At 69.9% G+C, this 16,436-nt stretch carries 21 protein-coding genes; 11 read left to right on the top strand and 10 right to left on the bottom strand.

All coding sequences use genetic code 11. The features are described 5' to 3' along the window. Positions 1 to 124: 124 nt before the first annotated feature. Positions 125 to 697 (bottom strand): GNAT family N-acetyltransferase, encoded by a 573-nt coding sequence (locus QM728_RS10440; protein ID WP_415031949.1) that lies wholly within the window; start codon positions 695 to 697, stop codon positions 125 to 127. 81 nt (positions 698 to 778) lie between these two features. Between QM728_RS10440 and QM728_RS10435 the strand changes: the two genes are divergently transcribed. Beyond that, a complete protein-coding gene (locus QM728_RS10435; RefSeq protein WP_415031948.1) occupies positions 779 to 910 on the top strand; it encodes a hypothetical protein in 132 nt (43 codons plus the stop codon). 3 nt (positions 911 to 913) lie between these two features. Here the strand turns inward: QM728_RS10435 and QM728_RS10430 are convergent, their stop codons facing one another. Then, positions 914 to 1,429 carry a hypothetical protein gene (locus QM728_RS10430; RefSeq protein WP_415031947.1) on the bottom strand — a complete coding sequence of 172 codons (516 nt, stop codon included), beginning with the start codon at positions 1,427 to 1,429 and terminating at the stop codon, positions 914 to 916. 87 nt (positions 1,430 to 1,516) lie between these two features. Between QM728_RS10430 and QM728_RS10425 the strand changes: the two genes are divergently transcribed. The 3 genes from QM728_RS10425 (at position 1,517) to QM728_RS10415 (ending at position 2,588) form a co-directional block, all read left to right on the top strand. Beyond that, positions 1,517 to 1,744 carry a ribbon-helix-helix domain-containing protein gene (locus tag QM728_RS10425; protein ID WP_415031946.1) on the top strand — a complete coding sequence of 76 codons (228 nt, stop codon included), beginning with the start codon at positions 1,517 to 1,519 and terminating at the stop codon, positions 1,742 to 1,744. Further along, complete coding sequence (locus tag QM728_RS10420) at positions 1,741 to 2,118, top strand: PIN domain-containing protein (RefSeq protein WP_415031945.1); 378 nt, start codon at positions 1,741 to 1,743, stop codon at positions 2,116 to 2,118. Before QM728_RS10425 ends, QM728_RS10420 begins: the two co-directional genes overlap by 4 nt. A gap of 65 nt (positions 2,119 to 2,183) precedes the next feature. Further along, positions 2,184 to 2,588 (top strand): VOC family protein, encoded by a 405-nt coding sequence (locus tag QM728_RS10415; RefSeq protein WP_415031944.1) that lies wholly within the window; start codon positions 2,184 to 2,186, stop codon positions 2,586 to 2,588. Between the two features lie 27 nt (positions 2,589 to 2,615). Here QM728_RS10415 and QM728_RS10410 read toward each other — a convergent pair whose 3' ends face one another. Both QM728_RS10410 and QM728_RS10405 read right to left on the bottom strand, forming a co-directional pair. Continuing rightward, a complete protein-coding gene (locus QM728_RS10410; protein WP_415032882.1) occupies positions 2,616 to 2,747 on the bottom strand; it encodes a CstA-like transporter-associated (seleno)protein in 132 nt (43 codons plus the stop codon). A gap of 29 nt (positions 2,748 to 2,776) precedes the next feature. Further along, positions 2,777 to 5,029, bottom strand: a complete 2,253-nt coding sequence (locus QM728_RS10405; RefSeq protein WP_415031943.1) for a carbon starvation CstA family protein — start codon at positions 5,027 to 5,029, stop codon at positions 2,777 to 2,779. A 72-nt stretch (positions 5,030 to 5,101) separates the two neighbouring features. On the opposite strand from QM728_RS10405, the gene QM728_RS10400 reads away from it, so the two are divergent. Next, complete coding sequence (locus QM728_RS10400; protein ID WP_415031942.1) at positions 5,102 to 5,455, top strand: zinc ribbon domain-containing protein YjdM; 354 nt, start codon at positions 5,102 to 5,104, stop codon at positions 5,453 to 5,455. A 4-nt stretch (positions 5,456 to 5,459) separates the two neighbouring features. Next, entirely contained in the window at positions 5,460 to 6,302 is an 843-nt protein-coding gene (locus QM728_RS10395) for a hypothetical protein (protein ID WP_415031941.1), read from the top strand. 3 nt (positions 6,303 to 6,305) lie between these two features. On the opposite strand, the gene QM728_RS10390 is transcribed toward QM728_RS10395, so the two are convergent. Beyond that, positions 6,306 to 6,749: a lipoprotein LpqH gene (locus tag QM728_RS10390; RefSeq protein WP_415031940.1), complete on the bottom strand. Its 444-nt coding sequence runs from the start codon at positions 6,747 to 6,749 to the stop codon at positions 6,306 to 6,308. A 156-nt stretch (positions 6,750 to 6,905) separates the two neighbouring features. Here QM728_RS10390 and QM728_RS10385 point away from each other — a divergent pair, with 156 nt between their 5' ends. Continuing rightward, positions 6,906 to 7,766: a fructosamine kinase family protein gene (locus QM728_RS10385; protein WP_415031939.1), complete on the top strand. Its 861-nt coding sequence runs from the start codon at positions 6,906 to 6,908 to the stop codon at positions 7,764 to 7,766. An 80-nt stretch (positions 7,767 to 7,846) separates the two neighbouring features. Here QM728_RS10385 and QM728_RS10380 read toward each other — a convergent pair whose 3' ends face one another. Beyond that, positions 7,847 to 8,629: an alpha/beta fold hydrolase gene (locus QM728_RS10380; RefSeq protein WP_415031938.1), complete on the bottom strand. Its 783-nt coding sequence runs from the start codon at positions 8,627 to 8,629 to the stop codon at positions 7,847 to 7,849. 109 nt (positions 8,630 to 8,738) lie between these two features. On the opposite strand from QM728_RS10380, the gene QM728_RS10375 reads away from it, so the two are divergent. After that, positions 8,739 to 10,508, top strand: a complete 1,770-nt coding sequence (locus QM728_RS10375; protein WP_415031937.1) for a GNAT family N-acetyltransferase — start codon at positions 8,739 to 8,741, stop codon at positions 10,506 to 10,508. Between the two features lie 12 nt (positions 10,509 to 10,520). Then, positions 10,521 to 10,979 carry a peroxiredoxin gene (locus tag QM728_RS10370; protein WP_415031936.1) on the top strand — a complete coding sequence of 153 codons (459 nt, stop codon included), beginning with the start codon at positions 10,521 to 10,523 and terminating at the stop codon, positions 10,977 to 10,979. 7 nt (positions 10,980 to 10,986) lie between these two features. On the opposite strand, the gene QM728_RS10365 is transcribed toward QM728_RS10370, so the two are convergent. Then, positions 10,987 to 11,694, bottom strand: coding sequence for a cutinase family protein (locus tag QM728_RS10365; protein ID WP_415031935.1), 708 nt, complete (start codon positions 11,692 to 11,694; stop codon positions 10,987 to 10,989). A 29-nt stretch (positions 11,695 to 11,723) separates the two neighbouring features. Here QM728_RS10365 and QM728_RS10360 point away from each other — a divergent pair, with 29 nt between their 5' ends. Continuing rightward, positions 11,724 to 12,221, top strand: a complete 498-nt coding sequence (locus QM728_RS10360) for a GNAT family N-acetyltransferase (RefSeq protein WP_415031934.1) — start codon at positions 11,724 to 11,726, stop codon at positions 12,219 to 12,221. On the opposite strand, the gene QM728_RS10355 is transcribed toward QM728_RS10360, so the two are convergent. Beyond that, a complete protein-coding gene (locus QM728_RS10355; protein ID WP_415031933.1) occupies positions 12,218 to 12,499 on the bottom strand; it encodes a SelT/SelW/SelH family protein in 282 nt (93 codons plus the stop codon). The genes QM728_RS10360 and QM728_RS10355 overlap by 4 nt on opposite strands. A gap of 37 nt (positions 12,500 to 12,536) precedes the next feature. Here QM728_RS10355 and QM728_RS10350 point away from each other — a divergent pair, with 37 nt between their 5' ends. Beyond that, entirely contained in the window at positions 12,537 to 13,790 is a 1,254-nt protein-coding gene (locus QM728_RS10350; RefSeq protein WP_415031932.1) for a wax ester/triacylglycerol synthase domain-containing protein, read from the top strand. Positions 13,791 to 13,793: 3 nt separating this feature from the next. Here the strand turns inward: QM728_RS10350 and QM728_RS10345 are convergent, their stop codons facing one another. Both QM728_RS10345 and QM728_RS10340 read right to left on the bottom strand, forming a co-directional pair. After that, on the bottom strand, positions 13,794 to 14,657 hold the full coding sequence (locus QM728_RS10345; RefSeq protein ID WP_415031931.1) for a hypothetical protein: 864 nt from the start codon (positions 14,655 to 14,657) through the stop codon (positions 13,794 to 13,796). 51 nt (positions 14,658 to 14,708) lie between these two features. Next, positions 14,709 to 16,394 carry an MDR family MFS transporter gene (locus QM728_RS10340; protein ID WP_415032881.1) on the bottom strand — a complete coding sequence of 562 codons (1,686 nt, stop codon included), beginning with the start codon at positions 16,392 to 16,394 and terminating at the stop codon, positions 14,709 to 14,711. Positions 16,395 to 16,436 lie beyond the last annotated feature (42 nt).

Raw genomic sequence — 16,436 nt, 5'->3', positions numbered from 1 at the left:
GTCGGCGGCGATCTCGGTGGTGATGTCGTCGGTGGCGTCGGAGTTGTCGACGGCGGGATCGTCACTCGTGTGCTTGCTCTTGTCGGCCATGTGCCCTCCTCTACGTATGGGGAAAGTGTGCCAGCTATTTCAGGGATCGGCGCATCAACAGGCGCGGGAAACCGTTCAGCACCGAATCGGTGACGGCGGTTTCGACGAAGCCTGCGCGCTCGAACATCGCCCGCGTGCCCACATAGGCCATCGTCAGATCGACCCGGGCATCGCCGTTGTCGACGGGATACGACTCGACGGCGGGGGCGCCGCGCTCGGCGGCGAACGCCACCGCTCCCTCGATCAGCGCGTGCGTGATGCCCTGCTTGCGAAAGCCCGGTCGGATGCGCAGACACCACAGCGACCAGACATCCAGCTCGTCGACGTGGGGGATCTTCCGGTTGCCGGCAAAGGACGTGTCGGCGCGCGGGTGGATCGCCGCCCACCCCACCGGGTCGCCGTCGAGGTAGGCGAGCACGCCCGGCGGCGGGTCTTCTCGGCACAGCTCACGGACGCGGTCGGCGCGCGCCGATCCATGCAGCGCCTGGTTCTCGGCGTTGCCGATTCGGTAGGACAGGCAGAAGCAGACGTTCGACGTGGGCTTCTTGGGGCCGACCATTGTCGCGACGTCGTTGAAGTCAGTCGCCGGTCGGACGTCGATACTCACGTCGCGAGTATGCCGGATATCGCTCGGCAAGCGCTTCCGAAGCATCACGAGGCCATCCCCCGAACGCCTACCATCGGCAACATGCGCATCTTCGCCAAGCGTCGCCCGCAGCCGCGTCCCCGCGACCGGTGGGACCACAGCCACTGCCGCAGCCCGCAGAACCCGCGGGGCAAGACCTGTTACTACAGCCCGTTCGGCTTCTGGACCAGCTAGGTATCAGTCGTCGGAAGCGACGATCAGGTGCAGTTGCCCGGCCTGTCGGTCGATGACGACGAATTCGTGGAAGCCGGTGATCCCGACGACCCAACCGCACTCATGTTCGTCCTCGGCGTCGGGATTGCGCAGCTGGTACACGTCGCCGCGTTCGAGCAGATCATGGACGGTGTCCAATCGCGCCATGGCGTCGGCCGGCTGCCGGAAACCAGGATCGGTCCAGTCCGGCTCGTTGGCCCACCGCTGGAGCTCGGCCCACGCGGCTGCCGCCGTCGTCGGCTCATAGCTGTCGACGGTGATCGCTCGAAGATGCCACTTCCCGTGGATTGACTCGGCGGTGATCGGTCTGGGCTCGGCCGGGAGAGGGCCCATGTAGCCGTGGGCGAAAGCTGGTGTCTCGAACAGTGAAGACAGAACCGCGTCGTCGGATGCGGTGTCGTCGATGGCGAAGTGCACGATGTCGACCCACATGCGCCTACCGAGTTGGACGAAGTCGTCGCCGATCATCGCTAGTGCCATGAGTCCACGGTAGGTCACGGGAACCGTCGGATCGGCGGTCTGCGTCTAACGTGCATGAAGCTCAGAACACCAGAGTATGATTACGGTATGACCAAGAAGATCGCCATCAGTCTGCCCGACGCGCAGGTCGCGGCGATCAAGCGCGCGGTAGACGAAGGGCGCGCAACGTCGGTGTCGGGCTACATCAGCGATGCTCTGGCCCGCGTCGAACGCGAGGACAGTCTGGCAAACCTGCTGGCCGACCTCGACGTCGAGTACGGCCCCGTCGGTGCGGAAGCGCTCGAGTGGGCCGACCGACAGTTGGCCGGCGAATGAGCGGATTGACGCTCGATGCCGGCGCTCTAGTGGCTCTGGAACGCGGGGACGAGCAGGTTCGCGCGCTTCTGCGCCGCGCCGGCGAACGGTCCCTCAATGTCAGCGTTCCTGCCGGTGTGGTCGCCCAGGTATGGCGAGGTGGGGCGCGGCAGGCCGCGGTCGCGCGGCTTCTCGCACTGCCGTCGACGGAAGTCGTGCTCCTTGACGAGTTCGGCGCCCGCGCGGTCGGACTGGTGTGTGGCGCCAGCGGGCACGCAGACGTCGTCGACGTTCATGTCGCTCTGGTCGCCCGAGAGCGGGCAGCCGTGGTTGTGACTTCAGATCCCGATGACCTTGCCCGCGTCGACCCGGGTCTAAGGCTGGTTGTGGTCTGACCTTGCGCCAGCGCGGTGGGTTGAAACCACTATGTGGTCCCAAATCACCGCGCTAACGTGGGCCCATGGTCGCCGTCGTACAGGTCAACCTGATCGTCGCGGACATCGATCGGAGCCGCGAGTTCTACGAGCGGATCGGCGTCGCGTTCGTGCCGCGCCACCGCACGGGCGACGGTCCGCCCGAAGCGTGGGTCTCGGTGGACACCGGGATCACCTTCGTCTTGCACTCGACCGGATTCGCATCGTGGTGGGACGAGAGCGCCCCGCGGCCGGTCCCGGGCGGACCGCAGATGGATCTCGAGGTGGCTTCGCCCGCCGAACTCGACCGGATCGTCGGCGAGCTGGTCGCCGCCGGCGCGACGGTCGTCAAGTCGCCGGCCGACATGCCGTTCGGTCCGACGGGCATGCGGTTCGCCATCGTTCTCGACCCCGACGGCTATCGCGTCGGCCTCAAAGCGCCACTCGCGTGACCCACGCGCGTTCCGCGGAACGTCACGTCAGCAACAGCGCGCATCCGCCGACGCGGCTTCGTGCCGCGCGGCCCAGTATTCGCGTTCGGACATCACCGGCTGACCCGGATGTTTGGCCCGCCGATGCGACAGGTACCGCTCGTAGTGGTTGTCGCCCATGAGCGACGCGACATACCAGCGGACGCCCTTCACGGCGTCGGCAACGCGTCCCATTGCTCCTGGACCTTCCGTTCGGCGGGGGTGGCGATCAGCCCGTTCGGCGCGAAGCGGTGGCTCGCCTCGGACTCTTCCTCGGTCAGCGGTCGACTGTCGCCGCGCAGGGTGCGATAGACCTGCCACGCGCCGACGACGACCACCGCGAGCACCAGCACCGCGAACACGATCGACAGCGTGCCCTGGATGAAGGTATTGCGGACGACGGCGTCGATCTCGGCGGGTGTCTTGGCCGAGCCGAACGCCTGCAGCCCCTGCTCGGCGGCCGCCCGGAAGTTGGCGTGCTGCTTCCAATACCCGACGGCGGCGTCGCCGCTGAAGATCTTCTGCCATGACGCGGTCATGGTCACGACCAAGTCCCAGACGAGGGGGATCGCCGGGATCCACGCCCACTTCAGGTACCCCTTCTTGATCACGACGACGGTGACGAGCGTGAGGGCCATCGCCGCGAGCAACTGGTTGGCGATGCCGAACAACGGGAACAGCGTGTTGATGCCGCCGAGCGGATCGGTGACGCCCATAAGCAGGATCGAGCCCCACCCGGCGACGACGAACAGCGACGCCACCCAGGCGCCGACCCGCCAACTCGGATCGCGCAACCTGCGCAGCGGGCCGCCGAGGTTGCTCAACCCGTCGGAGACGAGGAACCGGGCGACGCGGGTGCCGGCGTCGATGGTGGTCATGATGAACAGCGCCTCGAACATGATCGCGAAGTGGTACCAGAACGCCTTCATCGACGAGCCACCGAACACCTGGTGCAGCACCTCCGACATGCCGAATGCGAGGGTGGGCGCACCGCCGGTCCGCGAGACGACGGACTCCTCGCCGACGTCCTTGGCCGCCTGGGCGATCTGATCAGCGGTGACCGGCGCGCCCGAGAGCCCGAGCGAATTGACGTAGGCAGCCGCAGTCTCGGCGGTACCGCCGGTCTGCGCGGCGGGCGCGTTCATCGCGAAGTAGAAGTGCTGGTTGATGATCGACGCGGTGATCAGCGCCATGATCGCGACGAAGGACTCGGTGAGCATGCCGCCGTACCCGATCAGCCGCATCTGCCCTTCCTTCTCGAGCAGTTTGGGCGTCGTCCCCGAGCCGACCAGGGCGTGGAATCCGGAGAGGGCGCCGCACGCGATGGTGATGAACAGGAACGGGAACAGCGAGCCGGCGAACACCGGGCCGTCGCCGCGGGTGGCGAAGTCGGAGACGGCGGGCGCGTGCATCACCGGGCGGGCGATGACGATGCCGACGGCGAGGAGTGCGATAGTGCCGACCTTCATGAACGTCGAGAGGTAGTCGCGCGGGGCCAGCAGCAACCACACCGGCAGCACCGACGCGGCAAAGCCGTAGATGATGATCGCCCAACTGAGCTGCGTCGGCGTCAGCGTGAACAACCTGGCGCCCCAGCCGCTCTCACCGACGTACCGCCCACCGATCACCGCCGCCAACAGCAGCACGCAGCCGAGGGCCGACACCTCCGACACCCGGCCGGGTCGCAGGTAGCGCAGGTACACGCCCATGAACAGGGCGATGGGGATGGTCGCGGCGATGGAGAACACGCCCCACGGGCTGTGGCCGAGGGCCTTGACGACGACCAGGGCGAGCACCGCGATCAGGATCGTCATGATCGCGACGATGGCGATGATCGCGGCGGCCCCGCCGACCGGTCCGAGTTCGTCGCGAATCATCTGGCCCAACGACCGTCCGCGGCGCCGGGTGGCGATCCACAGGACGAGGTAGTCCTGGACGCAACCGGCGAACACGGCGCCGACGATGATCCAGATCGTGCCCGGCAGGTAGCCCATCTGCACGGCCAGCACCGGGCCCACCAGCGGACCGGCGCCGGCGATCGCGGCGAAGTGGTGTCCGAACAGCACACGACGGTCCGTCGGCAGGTAGTCGGTGCCGTTCTCCAGCACCTCGGCCGGCGTGGCGCGCTCGTCGCGCGGGCGCACGATCTTCATCTCGATCAGCCGCGCGTAGAACCGGTAGCCGACGACATAGGTGCACACCGCGGCCAGGACGAACCACACCGCGTTGACCGTCTCACCGCGGCTCGCGGCGATGATCGCCCAGGCGATGGCGCCGATCACCGCGATGACGGCGAAGACGATCTTGTGGCGGGTGGTGATGGGGGAGCGGTCGATGATCGCGACCGGCGGCTGCTCCGGGTCGGTCCGGATGTAGCTGATGTCGCCGTCGGTATCCGTGGTCGACGGTGCGGGTGCGGACACTCGGTTCTCCTGATTCACGGCGTCGGGCCCGTAGAATTCGGGCTCCGCGAGCCTAACCGTAGGGAGATCGACGTGTCGCAGGAACTGCCCCCGTGCCCGGAGTGCGCCGAGGGGTACACGTATGAGAACGGCACCCTGCTGGTGTGCCCGATGTGTGCTCACGAGTGGGCGGTTGCGGCCGACATTGACGTGGCGCCCTCCGGCGGCATCAAAGACTCTGTCGGCAATGTCCTCGCCGACGGCGACACCGTGACGGTCGTCAAGACCGTCAAGGTCAAGGGCGGTGGCGGCGGAACCATCAAGTCCGGCACCAAGGTCAAGGGGATCCGCCTCATCTCCGACGGCGTCGGCGACCACGACATCGATGCGACCGTCCCCGGCTTCGGCCGCATGCAGCTCAAGTCGAGCGTCGTCAAGAAGGTGTAGCGACGTGCTCATCTCGGCGTTGGACCGTCGCCGGCTCGGTGTTCCCACGGACCGGGCGGTGCTGCGGTTCAACGACTTCGAACGCCTCGACGAGGTGGCGCGAACGAACTCACACGAACTTCTCCTGGAGGGGAAGGCGGCCTTCGAGCTGTCGTTCTGGTGCGGCACCTGCCCATTCCTGTTCCGCCGCAAATGGGGCTCCTACAAGACCCTCTCCGACGACGTCGCGACGCTCGCGGAGCTGGAGCAGCCGATCAGCGAGGTCGATGACAAGGTGTTCGACACCTTCGGCCAGCTCATCGCCGAGGGTGAGTACCTGCCGCTGTTGCTGGAGGTGCGGCCGACGCTGGTCACACCCGGCGACGAGCGTGACTACTTCGCGCACGAGCAGGTCGCGACGTGGGGCCTCGACCCGTTCTGGCTCCTGCCGCAGAACCCGCAGAGCTTCTACTACCGGACCTTCGAGACCAAGGTCGACGACGATGCCCACCTCTATGAGTTCGTCGTCCCGATGGTGCCGCCTGCGCTGAATGAACGCGATCGCGTGCAGCACTACGTCGAGTTGATGCGCGACGGCATCACGCCGACTGCGGTGGCGCTGTCGAACCTGGAGGTGCGGGCGCCCGCGACCAGCTGGCCAGACGATGACTCGTACTGGCACTGGTGCCTGACGCACTTCCTGCTCGACGGTCACCACAAACTGGAGGCCGCGGCCACGACGGGCGAGCCGGTCCAGATCCTCGCCTTGGTCAGCGTGGCCGATAGTCGTGGCGAGGCGAGGCGCGACCTCGATCGGCTCCCCGAACTCCTGACTCGACGCCAAGTGGCGCGGCGCCCCGGCGAGTGATGGCTAGGGGCAGGTGACCTTGATCTCGAAGGGCTTCTGCGCGGGCGCCATCGGGTTGGCCGGGTCGACGCCGGTCACGGTGCCGCTGATCGTGTAGTGCTTGTCGTGCTTGCTGACCTTCACGTCGCCGCCGGGCGCACCCTTCGTCCAGCCGAGGGCCTGCCCGTTGGTGATGCCGAGGCCGACGCTTTCAGCCTCGGGGTTGTCGCCGGTGGTGACGGTGGCGCCCACGGCACCGGCGATGCCGCCGGCCTTGTCGCCGATGGCGATCAGCACCTTCCCGGCGGACTCCGTGCAGGCGACGACCTTCGACGTCAGTTCGACGGGCTTGCCGTCGACCGTCACCGAGGCGTCGTCGCCGGTCTTCGAACTGCTGGAACACGCGCCGAGTGCGCCGATGAGGCCGATTGCGCCGGCGCTCGCGATGAGAAATCTGAACTTGCGCATGATTGCTCCTGAGGTGTGTGCCTGTGCAGTCCGGGCGGGCTGCTGACGTCAAGCTAGACCCGTGCGCCGATGCACGGTCGGAGTTCGGATACGGGCGGTGCCCATGGGTCCAGCGGTGCGGGAGAGCGGCTTCTCGGCGCATGGCATCGTGGAGTCATGCCGCGCAGCGACGTGCCCGCCGACCTGATCGACGGTCTCGGTGTGCGCGCCGTCCACCCGGTCTCCGGCGGCGATATCGCGCGCGCCTATCGGTTGGAGACCCGCGACGGCCCGTTGTTCCTCAAGTGGCGGCCCGACTCCACGCCCGATCTCTTCGCGCGCGAAGCCGTCGGACTGCGGGTGTTGCGCGAGCATCGCGGCAACCTAGCCGTCCCAGAGGTGCTGCGCGAGGGCCCGTCGGGCCTGGTGCTCGAATGGATCGAGAGTGGCGCGCCGTCGTCGACGACCGAGGAAGACCTGGGCCGCGGGCTGGCCGAACTGCACCGGACGACCAGCGACCACTTCGGTTCCCTCGACGGCGCGCTCGCCGGCTATCTCGGGTCGGCGCGGGTCGACCTGACTCCCACCGCCGACTGGCCGGAGTTCTTTGTCCAGCGGCGGGTGGTCCCGTTGATCGAGCGCGGTATCGCGCAGGGGGTCGTCGCACCGGAGGCGCGCACGTTGATCGACGAACTGCTGCCGCGGGCCGCCGAACTCTGCGGTCCGCCCGAGCCGCCCGCGCTCGTCCACGGCGACCTGTGGGCCGGCAACCGGATGGTCGGCGCAGGCGGCCAGAACTGGCTCATCGATCCCGCCGCGCACTGGGCGCACCGTGAGATCGACCTGGCCATGATGAACCTCTTCGGCGGCTTTGGCCGCGACTGCTTCGCCGCCTACGACGAGGCGTTCCCGCTCGCCGACGGGTGGCAGGGTCGCATCCGCTGGTATCAGCTCCCGCCACTGCTGGTGCACGCGATCCTGTTCGGCGGCGGTTACGGATCGTCGGCGCTCGGTGTACTGCGGCACTACGCCGGCTAGTCGTGATCTGACATTTTCTGCAGCTGACGAGGCATTCGAGGGGAATATCCCCTCGGGGGGCGTCTTTCGCGCAGAAATTGTCAGCGTGCGACGCGGGCGACGTCCCGTTGGAGCATGCCCGGCCAGCGCCCGACCTCCTCGGCGTCGCGGGCGACGACCAGCGAGGCGTGGGGGAACAGGTTGGCCAGACCCTCGGCGGTCGACAACGGGTGCGACGGGTCGTCGGCCCAGGCGAGGATGCGCGTCGGCGCGGTGATCGTCGTCAGCTGCGACGGCTCGGGCAGGTCGCTGGCCGCGGCGCCGCGGAACACGGCGGGCAGATTCGCCTCGGCGACCTCGGGGAGCGTCTCCGGATGCCCGACGGCGGCGGGCGGTCGGGGGACCTCCCGGTTCGCGGCGAGGAAGGCGCCCTCGCCCTCGGTCTCGATGAGTTCGGCGTTGCGCAGGTACTGCTCGGCTTGCGCGATCCGCGTGCCCCACGCGGTCGGCGGCAGCAGGATCGTGAGTCCGGCGAAGCGGTCGGGTTCGCGGACCGCGGCGTGCATCAGCGTGCCCGACCCCATCGAGGTGCCCACCCCGTAGACGCGCTCACCCGGGAAACGGTGGTCGAGCAGGCGCAGCAGGTCGTCGGCCAGGTTGGTCCAGACGTAGTCCTCGGGGACCGCCCGACCGGTCGACCGCCCGTGTCCGCGGGCGTCGTAGCGGAGCAGCCGCGTCCCCGACAGCCCGCGCCCCAGGTCCAGATCGAGGACCCGGTCACGGGCGCGACTCGACGTCAGGCCGTGCAGCTGCACCACCGGGTATCCGCCCTCGTCGCTGAGCTCGGTCGACAGCGCGGCGCCGGGGACCTCGAAGACCGTCATGGGCAACCTCTCGTCACCCGGCCATCGTACGAAGCCGCGCCCGGCGGCGCCGGGTGACCCGCTGCACACCGGCGCGCGCGGCGCGGGGACGACCAGTAGGGTACGGCGCATGCGGCTCACCAACGTCGCCCATCTGCGGCTCCCCTTCGGCAGGTTGATGGGTTACGACGTCACCGTCTCCGATCCCGGAGCATCGTTGCCGCTGTCCTTCGACCAGCGTCGCCACGTCGGAGAGGGGGAGCGGCCCGGCTCGTGGATGGCGCTCTCGTTCCGCCTGACCGAAGCCGTCGACCGCGACGCCCTCGCCGCGGCCTGGCTCAAGGTGATCGCCCGGCACGGCACGCTGCGCACGGTGTTCCTCCCCGGCGCCGACGGCGAGCCGGCGCTCGCCGAGGTCGAGATCGGCCCGGGGCAGTGGGTCGAGCACCCGGTTGCCGCCGGACAGGCGGTCAACGACGCACTGCAGACCGTGCTGGACCGCACTTGCACGTCGTACTCGCGCCCGGCGCATCGTCTGTGTGTGTTGGAGACCGCCGCCGGACCGACCATCGTGGTCGCCGCCGACCACTCCCACGTCGACATGTGGTCGATGCTGGTCATCCTGCGCGACTTCCTCGCCGAACTCGGCCGCGGCGGCGAGGCGCCGCTCCTGGCCGAGGCCCCCGCCTTCGTCGACCACACCCGCGCGCTGCAGCGGCGTCCCGCGGCGCCCGAGGACGTGCGCCGCCGCTGGGCCGAGATCATCGCCGACAGCGGCGGAGTCATGCCGTGCTTCCCGCTGTCCCTCGGGCCGGCGTCCCCGCAGGCCGAACGGGTCGAGGTCCGCGACGTCTTCGACGTCGACGACAGCGCCGCCTTCTCCGCGCAGGCCCGCGAGGACGGGGTGTCGACGTTGGCGCTCGCCGTCGCGGCGATGACCGCGGTCACCCACGAGCTGGCCGACGCCCCGCTGCGGGCGGTGTTCCCGGTGCACAGCCGCTATGAGGACACCTGGCATGACTCGGTCGGCTGGTTCATCACCAACTCGGTGCTCGAGAACGACATCCCCGAGCCCAAAGCGGCGGCCGCGGCGGTGCGGGAGGCGGTCCGGCTGGGCTCCTGGCCACTCGACGATGTCCTCGCGCCGTGGGGCGGCATGCCCGAGGCGCCCGGCATGTTCGCGATCTCCTGGCTCGACCTGCGCCGACTGCCGGTGCGCGTCGACACCGCCGGCCTCGACGCCCAATACGTCGGCGCCGCGATCCGCACCGACGGCGTGATGCTGTGGTTCATCCTCGACGGCTCCGGCTTGCACCTGCGCTGCCGCTACCCGGACACCCCGGAGGCGCGCCAGAACGTCGGCGGCTGGCTCGACCTGCTGGTCGCCCGACTGCAGGCCGGCGCGCGCTCGTCGGTCGGCGGCGTGCTGCGCCCCGGCGGGCCCGACGGACCCGTCTATCGCATCGACCGGGCGACGCGGGCCGACGTCCCGGCCATCGCCGCCCTGTTGCTCGACGACAAGGTCGGTGCCGCGCGGGAGGTCGAGGAGTTCGCGCCCTACGAGGCCGCCTACGACAAGGTCGCGCGCGACGAGTCGCACTACCTGGCCGTGGTCCGCGACGCCGACGGTCGGATCGTCGGCACCATGCAGCTCACCGTGCTGCCGGGCCTGGCCCGCGGTGGGGCGACGAGGCTGCAGATCGAGGGGCTGCGCGTCGCGCGGTCGGAGCGCTCGCGGGGACTGGGCGCCGCGATGGTGGAGTGGGCCCACGAGCACGGGCGCTCGCACGGCGCCACGCTGTCGCAGGTCACCACCGACGAGGTGCGCGAGCGGGCGCGCGCCTTCTACGGCCGCCAGGGCTACACGGCCAACCACGTGGGCCTCAAGCGCGACCTGTAGCAGACTGGGGGCATGAAACCTGGAGACAAAGCCCCTGACTTCGCCCTGCCGGACCAGACCGGCACCACCCGGAAGCTGAGCGAGCTGCTCGCCGACGGCCCCGTCGCGCTGTTCTTCTACCCGGCGGCCTTCACCCCGGGCTGCACCAAAGAGGCGTGCCACTTCCGCAACCTCGCCGCCGAGTTCGCCGACGCCGGCGTGCAACGCGTCGGGATCAGTCGCGACGCGGTGGAGAAGCAGCAGCGCTGGACCGACGAGCATCAGCTCGACTACCCGCTGCTCGCCGACGTCGACGGCGCGGTGGCGCAGGCATACGGGGTCAAGCGCGGACTGCTCGGCAAGGTCGGCATGCCCACCAAGCGCACGACCTTCGCCATCCGCCCCGACGGCACGATCGCCGAGGTCATCGCCTCGGAGTTCGACATGTCGGTGCACGCCGACAAGGCACTCGCCGCGCTGGGCAAGTCCTAGCGGGGTCTTAGAGGCGGCGCACCACGAAGCTCGCCGCGGCGACGGTCATGCCGTTGAACGGGTACAACCCGTGCTGGATGCTCGGCCCGCCGACCGGTGCCCCGTTGCAGATCGTGTCGCCCGGTGCACAGAAGCTCGCGGTCTTCCCTCGGAACCGGCCGCCAATGGTGATGGGCGGTGCGCCGACGTCGCGGATGAAGCGGGCCGACGGGGCGCCGAAGAAGATCGCCGCCGCGAGGTGACGGGTGACCGACGCCGGCAGCGGGGGAGCGGCCAGGTGGGCGTACTTCTCGTACTGCGGCGGGATGCGCAGCTTGTCCACGAGGGCATAACCGGCCACGACGGCGCCCTGCGAGTAGCCGCCGAGCACGATGCGGGTGCGCGGGCATTGCGCGGCAATCCGCTTCACCTCGTTCTGTGCGACCTTGACGCCGTTGTTCACCGAATGGGCGAAGTAGGCGCGGTCGCGGAACTTGTCGCTCGCTGCGTAACGCACGCCGGTGACGCGCAACGACTTGCCCGGCGTCTGGCCGCGCAGCGCCTCGACGAAGGCCTGCCCGTTGTAGCCCACCGGTGCGCCGGGCTCGGCGGTGCCGCGCGCCCAGACGACGTGGATGTCGGAGCACGGTGCGGCCGACGCGGTCGTCGGCATGAGCGCTACTCCGGTGGCGGCGAACAGGGCGGCGGCGGCAAGGGCTGACCAGCGGCGAATCATGGGTCAATCGTAGCGGCTAGGGTCGGCATATGGCCGCGTCAAACCTGACTCCACCGGGCCGTCGAGACACGTCGTCCATCGTCTTCGCCGAGTTCGCGCCCGATGATGTCGAGGTCGCCGAAGCCGTCGGCGAGTACTTCGCCGAGCTCGGCGAACGGTTTCCGGAAGGGTTCGACGCCAGCGCTCCCGACGACGGCGACGAGTTCCGACGGCCGGCCGGCTGCTTCGTCGTCGCGCTCGCCGATGCGTCCCCGGTCGCGTGCGGCGCGCTGCGGACGATCGGCCCCGGGATCGGTGAGATCAAGCGGATGTGGGTGCACCAGGATTGGCGCGGTGCGGGACTCGGCTCGCGGATGCTGCGCGAGTTGGAGTCGCGCAGCCGGCAGCTGGGGCACCGGTCGGTGCGGCTCGATACCAGTGCGGCGCTGACCGGGGCGGTCGCGATGTACGAGCGTGCGGGGTATCGGCGCGTGCACCGCTACAACGACAACCCGTACGCGGAGCTGTTCTTCGAGAAGACGTTCTAGCCGGCAGAATCGCCGTGGCCGAGGTGCCAATCGGGCAGCGCGGCGTCGCGGACCCGCCGCTTGAGGGTGGCGGCGTCGGGGAAGCCCTCGTCGACGGCCCGGTCCCACACCCGCCGACCGTCGACGTCGACGGTGAACACACCGCCCTCGCCCGGCACGAGGGTGACCGCACCGAGTTCGGCGCCGAACGTCGAGAGCAACTCGCTCGCCATCCAGGACGCGCGCAACAGCCAATTGCACTGCGCGCAGTAGGTGATCGTGACCCGGGGTGCCGCCATTTGGCCCACCCTGCCAGAACGCCACTAGATTCGAGTAATGGCCTCGACCCGCGCAGCCGTGCGCCGACTGCACCCGGTCGACGCCCGGATGCTCTGGGCCGCGCCGCGGGCCCACAGCGATCAGTTCCTGCTGTTCGCGTTTGCTGCCACCGGCGTCGACGCGGCCGCGGTCGAGCGCCAGGTGCTGGCGGCCGCCCGGGGAATCGAGCGGTTCGGCGTGGTGGCGCGCGAGGTCCCCGGCCACCTCGACTACCCGTCGTGGGCACCGCGGCCCCCGACCTCGGAACAGGTTCTCACCCACACCGTCGACGCGGGGACCTGGGCTGGCATGCTGCGGCACCTGGGCGGTCTGATCGCCGACCAACTCGACGCCCACGAGGCGGCCTGGCGGGTGCACCTGTTCCCCGGGATCGCCGACCCGCGTGACGGCTCACCGCTGCGCGTGGCGGTGCTGCAGATCTCGCACGCCCTCGCCGACGGCCGCGGCAGCAGCGCGCTGGCGCGCCGACTCTTCGCCGCTGACCCGCCGGCGCATGCCGCCACACGGGAGCCGGCTCCGCGCGCTTCCGTGGCCGCGGCGCGCGGGGTCGCCCGACTGCCGGTCCAGGTGGCGGGCATGGTCGGCGGCGGGCTGCGCGCCTACCGCCTCTCGCGCGCCGAGGCGGCGGTTCCCGGCCCGGTGCCGCCGTGCCGGGCCAACCGCCCGCCCGGAGTCCGTCGCGAGCTGCGGACGGTCACGGTGGACAAGTCCGCGGTCGGGCCGCCGGTCACACCCTGGGCAATCGGGGCGATCGGTCGGGCGATGAGCGCGGCCGGTCTCGTCGACGCGGCGCCGGTCGTCGAATTGACGGTGGCCCGCGACCCGGAGCCCGGTCTGGCCAACAACTTCTTCATGGCTGGCATCGTCGCCGGGGATGCCGATGCCGTGCACACGCAGGTGGCGGCGGCCCGTCGGCGCGACGCCGATGCCGCCCGGGTGGCGGCGCGCCGCGCGGAGGCGTGCACCCCCGCCGCGCTGATGCACTGGGCGACGACCGGGTTCCCGGCGACCGACCCGCCGGGCGCGGTCACCGGGCACACCGTCGTCTCGTCGGTGAACCGTGGCGCCGCCGATCTGGTGCTGGCGGGCGGGGCGGTCCGGCTGACGGCGGGCTTCCCGGCGCTCTCCACGGCGCACAGCCTGACCCACGGGGTGCACGGAATCGGCGACGCGATCACGCTGTCGGTGCTGGCCGACCCCGACATCATCGATGTGGACGGATACGTCGCGGCGCTGACCGCCGCGCTGTAGGGCCTACGGCTCGATGGCGTTGACCGCGCGACCGCGGGTCAGGCGCTTGGGCAGCCGGTCGGCCAGGCCGCCCAGGGGGGCGACGGAGGCGTTGAGGAGCTCGACCGTCTCCTTCAGATCGGCGACGGCCTCCTTCATCGCCAGGAGGCTCGGAGTCAGCTCGTTCATGGTCTCGGCCAGTTCGGCCACCCGGTCCAGCGGTCCGCCCGGGGCGATGGTGCGCTCGACCGCGCCCTGTTCGCCGAGCAACTGGTCGAGCAGGCCGTCCTCGTCGGCGAGGCGGTCGATGATGCCGCCCGGCTCGGCGACCTTGTCCAGGACGCCGCCCGGCGCGGTCAGCTTGTCGACGATGCCGCCCTCGGAGGTGAGCCGGTCCAACAGGCCCTCGTTCTCGGTGATCTGGTCGACGACGCCGCCGTCGCGGGTCAGCCGGTCGAGCGGGCCGCCCTTGGCGGTCAGCCGCATGAGGATGCCGTTCTCGTCGGTGGCCTGGTCGAGGAAGCCGCCGGTGGCGGTCAGCTTCTCCAGGATTCCGTGGGAGTCGGTGAGCCGGTCGACGACGCCGCCGCGCTGGAGCAACCGGTCCACCGGTCCGCCCGGGGCGAGCGCGCGCCCGATCGGACGGTCGGGGCCGAGCAACTCGGCGACGTGGCTGAGGATCTCCAGCGGCGAGCGCGTGTCGCCGATGAGGTCGTCGTTGACGCCGAGCGCGTGGTTGACCTCGCTCTGCACGCCCTCGGCGGCGACGCGGGCCACCGAGATCGCCGATTCGACCGCGCCGAGGGCGACACCGGTGACGGCGAAGCCCAGGCGGATCGGCAAGCCGACGATCATCTGGGGGCTCAGCTGCGGCGGTTTGTCAGACATGGCCCCAGCATAGGGCACCCCAACCGCCCCACCGGCGCAAATGCGCGAGGACTACTTCCGTCGGCGGGGTGCCGGCTTGTCGCGCTGGTGATCGGCTTCGGCGACGTGCACCGACTCCTCGGGGGCGAGTCCGGCCATCGCCTCGGCCGCCGCCTGCTGCTGCTCCTCGAGCGGGGTCTGGGTCTTGAGCCGGACCTCCTTGATGAAGAGGATGGCGACGAGCGCGACGACGGCCATGACCGCGGCGATCAGGAAGATCGTCGGCACCCCGTCGCCGAAGGCGGCGCGCTGCACGGCCTCGCAGTCGGCGGGCAGGTCGCCGGCGATTCCGGCCTTCAGCTTGGTGCCGCACTGCTCGACCTGCGCCAGTGCGCCGTCCTTGCCGAGCGACGGCATCAGCGTCGCAGCCAGACCGCGCAGCCCGGACAGGGTGAGGTCCTTCACGTGGGTCGCGAGAACGGCGCCGAGGATGGACACGCCCGCCGCGCCACCGAGGGAGCGGAAGAAGGTGATGGTCGACGTCGCCACGCCCAGGTTCGCGGCCGGGACGGCGTTCTGCACCGGCAGGACGAGGTTCTGCATCGTCATGCCCATGCCGGTGCCGAGCAGGAACAGGAAGATCCCGACCAGCCACATGCTGGTGTGTTCCTTGATCGTCGAGAGCAGGTAGAACCCGGCGGTCATCAGGACCGCACCGGTGACCAGGAAGATCTTCCAGCGGCCGAACTTGGTGATCAGGCTGCCCGAGACGGTCGAGAAGATCAGCGAACCGCCGACCATCGGGAGGGTCAGCAGGCCGGACACCGTCGGCGAGTAACCACGGCCGAGCTGGAAGTACTGGCCGAGGAACACCGCCGAGCCGAATAGGGCGACGCCGACCGAGATGCTGGCGATGGTGGCGAGGGTGATCGTGCGGTCGCGGAACAGGCCCAGCGGGATGATCGGGTCCTCGACTTTGAGGAATCGCGGCAAGGCGGGGTTGAGCACCTTGCCCTCGGCCAGGACGGCCAGGATCAGCAGCACGGCGCCCAACGCGGCCAGGGCGTAGGAGCGACCCGATGCCCAGGGGAAGGACTTGCCCGCCAGGGTCACCCAGATGAGGAGGACGACGACGCCGCCGGCGATCAGCAGCGCACCGAGGTAGTCGATGGCCACGCCGGGCTTGCGGATCGTCGGCACGTTCAGCGTCTTCTGGATGACGATGAGGGCGATGACGGCCAGCGGTACGCAGACGTAGAACGTCCAGCGCCAGCCGAGCCAGCTGGTGTCGGTGATCAGGCCGCCCAGCAGCGGGCCGCCGACCGTCGCGATTGACATGACCGCGGCGATCGGCCCCTGGTAGCGGCCGCGCTCGCGCGGCGAGAACATCGACGCGATGACGATGATCACCAGTGCCTGCAGGCCGCCCAGGCCGAGGCCCTGGATGGCGCGGAAGAAGATGAGCATTCCGGCCGACTGGGACAGGCCGGCCAGGATCGAGCCCAACGTGAACACGGTCAGGGCGATCTGCACCAGGAGCTTTTTGCTCATGAGGTCGGCGAACTTGCCCCAGATGGGGGTGGTCGCGGTCGACGCGAGCAAGGTCGCGGTCACGACCCAGGTGTACTGGTCGGTCGTGCCGTGCAGGCTCTTGATGATCTCCGGCAGGGCGATGGAGACGACGGTCGAGGACAGGAACGCGACGAACATGCCCAGGAGGAGGCCGACGAGGGCCTCGATCTTCTCGCGCTGGGTCATCGGCGTGGTGTCGAGCTGGTCAGGTGAAGTCACCGCGCCCAC

This window comes from Gordonia sp. (in: high G+C Gram-positive bacteria) (genome assembly GCF_047602025.1).
Lineage (GTDB): Bacteria > Actinomycetota > Actinomycetes > Mycobacteriales > Mycobacteriaceae > Gordonia.
Note: the sequence above shows the minus strand (reverse complement) of the source record. Positions and strands in the feature narration are given on the sequence as shown.

What these genes read in the sequence shown, in the direction of transcription:
- QM728_RS10435 (WP_415031948.1), top strand. Translation starts at nt 779, where the DNA reads ATGCGCATCTTCGCCAAGCGTCGCCCGCAGCCGCGTCCCCGCGACCGG.
- QM728_RS10430 (WP_415031947.1), bottom strand. Translation starts at nt 1,429, where the DNA reads ATGGCACTAGCGATGATCGGCGACGACTTCGTCCAACTCGGTAGGCGC.
- QM728_RS10425 (WP_415031946.1), top strand. Translation starts at nt 1,517, where the DNA reads ATGACCAAGAAGATCGCCATCAGTCTGCCCGACGCGCAGGTCGCGGCG.
- QM728_RS10420 (WP_415031945.1), top strand. Translation starts at nt 1,741, where the DNA reads ATGAGCGGATTGACGCTCGATGCCGGCGCTCTAGTGGCTCTGGAACGC.
- QM728_RS10415 (WP_415031944.1), top strand. Translation starts at nt 2,184, where the DNA reads ATGGTCGCCGTCGTACAGGTCAACCTGATCGTCGCGGACATCGATCGG.
- QM728_RS10410 (WP_415032882.1), bottom strand. Translation starts at nt 2,747, where the DNA reads ATGGGCGACAACCACTACGAGCGGTACCTGTCGCATCGGCGGGCCAAA.
- QM728_RS10390 (WP_415031940.1), bottom strand. Translation starts at nt 6,749, where the DNA reads ATGCGCAAGTTCAGATTTCTCATCGCGAGCGCCGGCGCAATCGGCCTC.
- QM728_RS10385 (WP_415031939.1), top strand. Translation starts at nt 6,906, where the DNA reads ATGCCGCGCAGCGACGTGCCCGCCGACCTGATCGACGGTCTCGGTGTG.
- QM728_RS10380 (WP_415031938.1), bottom strand. Translation starts at nt 8,629, where the DNA reads ATGACGGTCTTCGAGGTCCCCGGCGCCGCGCTGTCGACCGAGCTCAGC.
- QM728_RS10375 (WP_415031937.1), top strand. Translation starts at nt 8,739, where the DNA reads ATGCGGCTCACCAACGTCGCCCATCTGCGGCTCCCCTTCGGCAGGTTG.
- QM728_RS10370 (WP_415031936.1), top strand. Translation starts at nt 10,521, where the DNA reads ATGAAACCTGGAGACAAAGCCCCTGACTTCGCCCTGCCGGACCAGACC.
- QM728_RS10365 (WP_415031935.1), bottom strand. Translation starts at nt 11,694, where the DNA reads ATGATTCGCCGCTGGTCAGCCCTTGCCGCCGCCGCCCTGTTCGCCGCC.
- QM728_RS10360 (WP_415031934.1), top strand. Translation starts at nt 11,724, where the DNA reads ATGGCCGCGTCAAACCTGACTCCACCGGGCCGTCGAGACACGTCGTCC.
- QM728_RS10355 (WP_415031933.1), bottom strand. Translation starts at nt 12,499, where the DNA reads ATGGCGGCACCCCGGGTCACGATCACCTACTGCGCGCAGTGCAATTGG.
- QM728_RS10350 (WP_415031932.1), top strand. Translation starts at nt 12,537, where the DNA reads ATGGCCTCGACCCGCGCAGCCGTGCGCCGACTGCACCCGGTCGACGCC.
- QM728_RS10345 (WP_415031931.1), bottom strand. Translation starts at nt 14,657, where the DNA reads ATGTCTGACAAACCGCCGCAGCTGAGCCCCCAGATGATCGTCGGCTTG.
- QM728_RS10340 (WP_415032881.1), bottom strand. Translation starts at nt 16,394, where the DNA reads ATGACCCAGCGCGAGAAGATCGAGGCCCTCGTCGGCCTCCTCCTGGGC.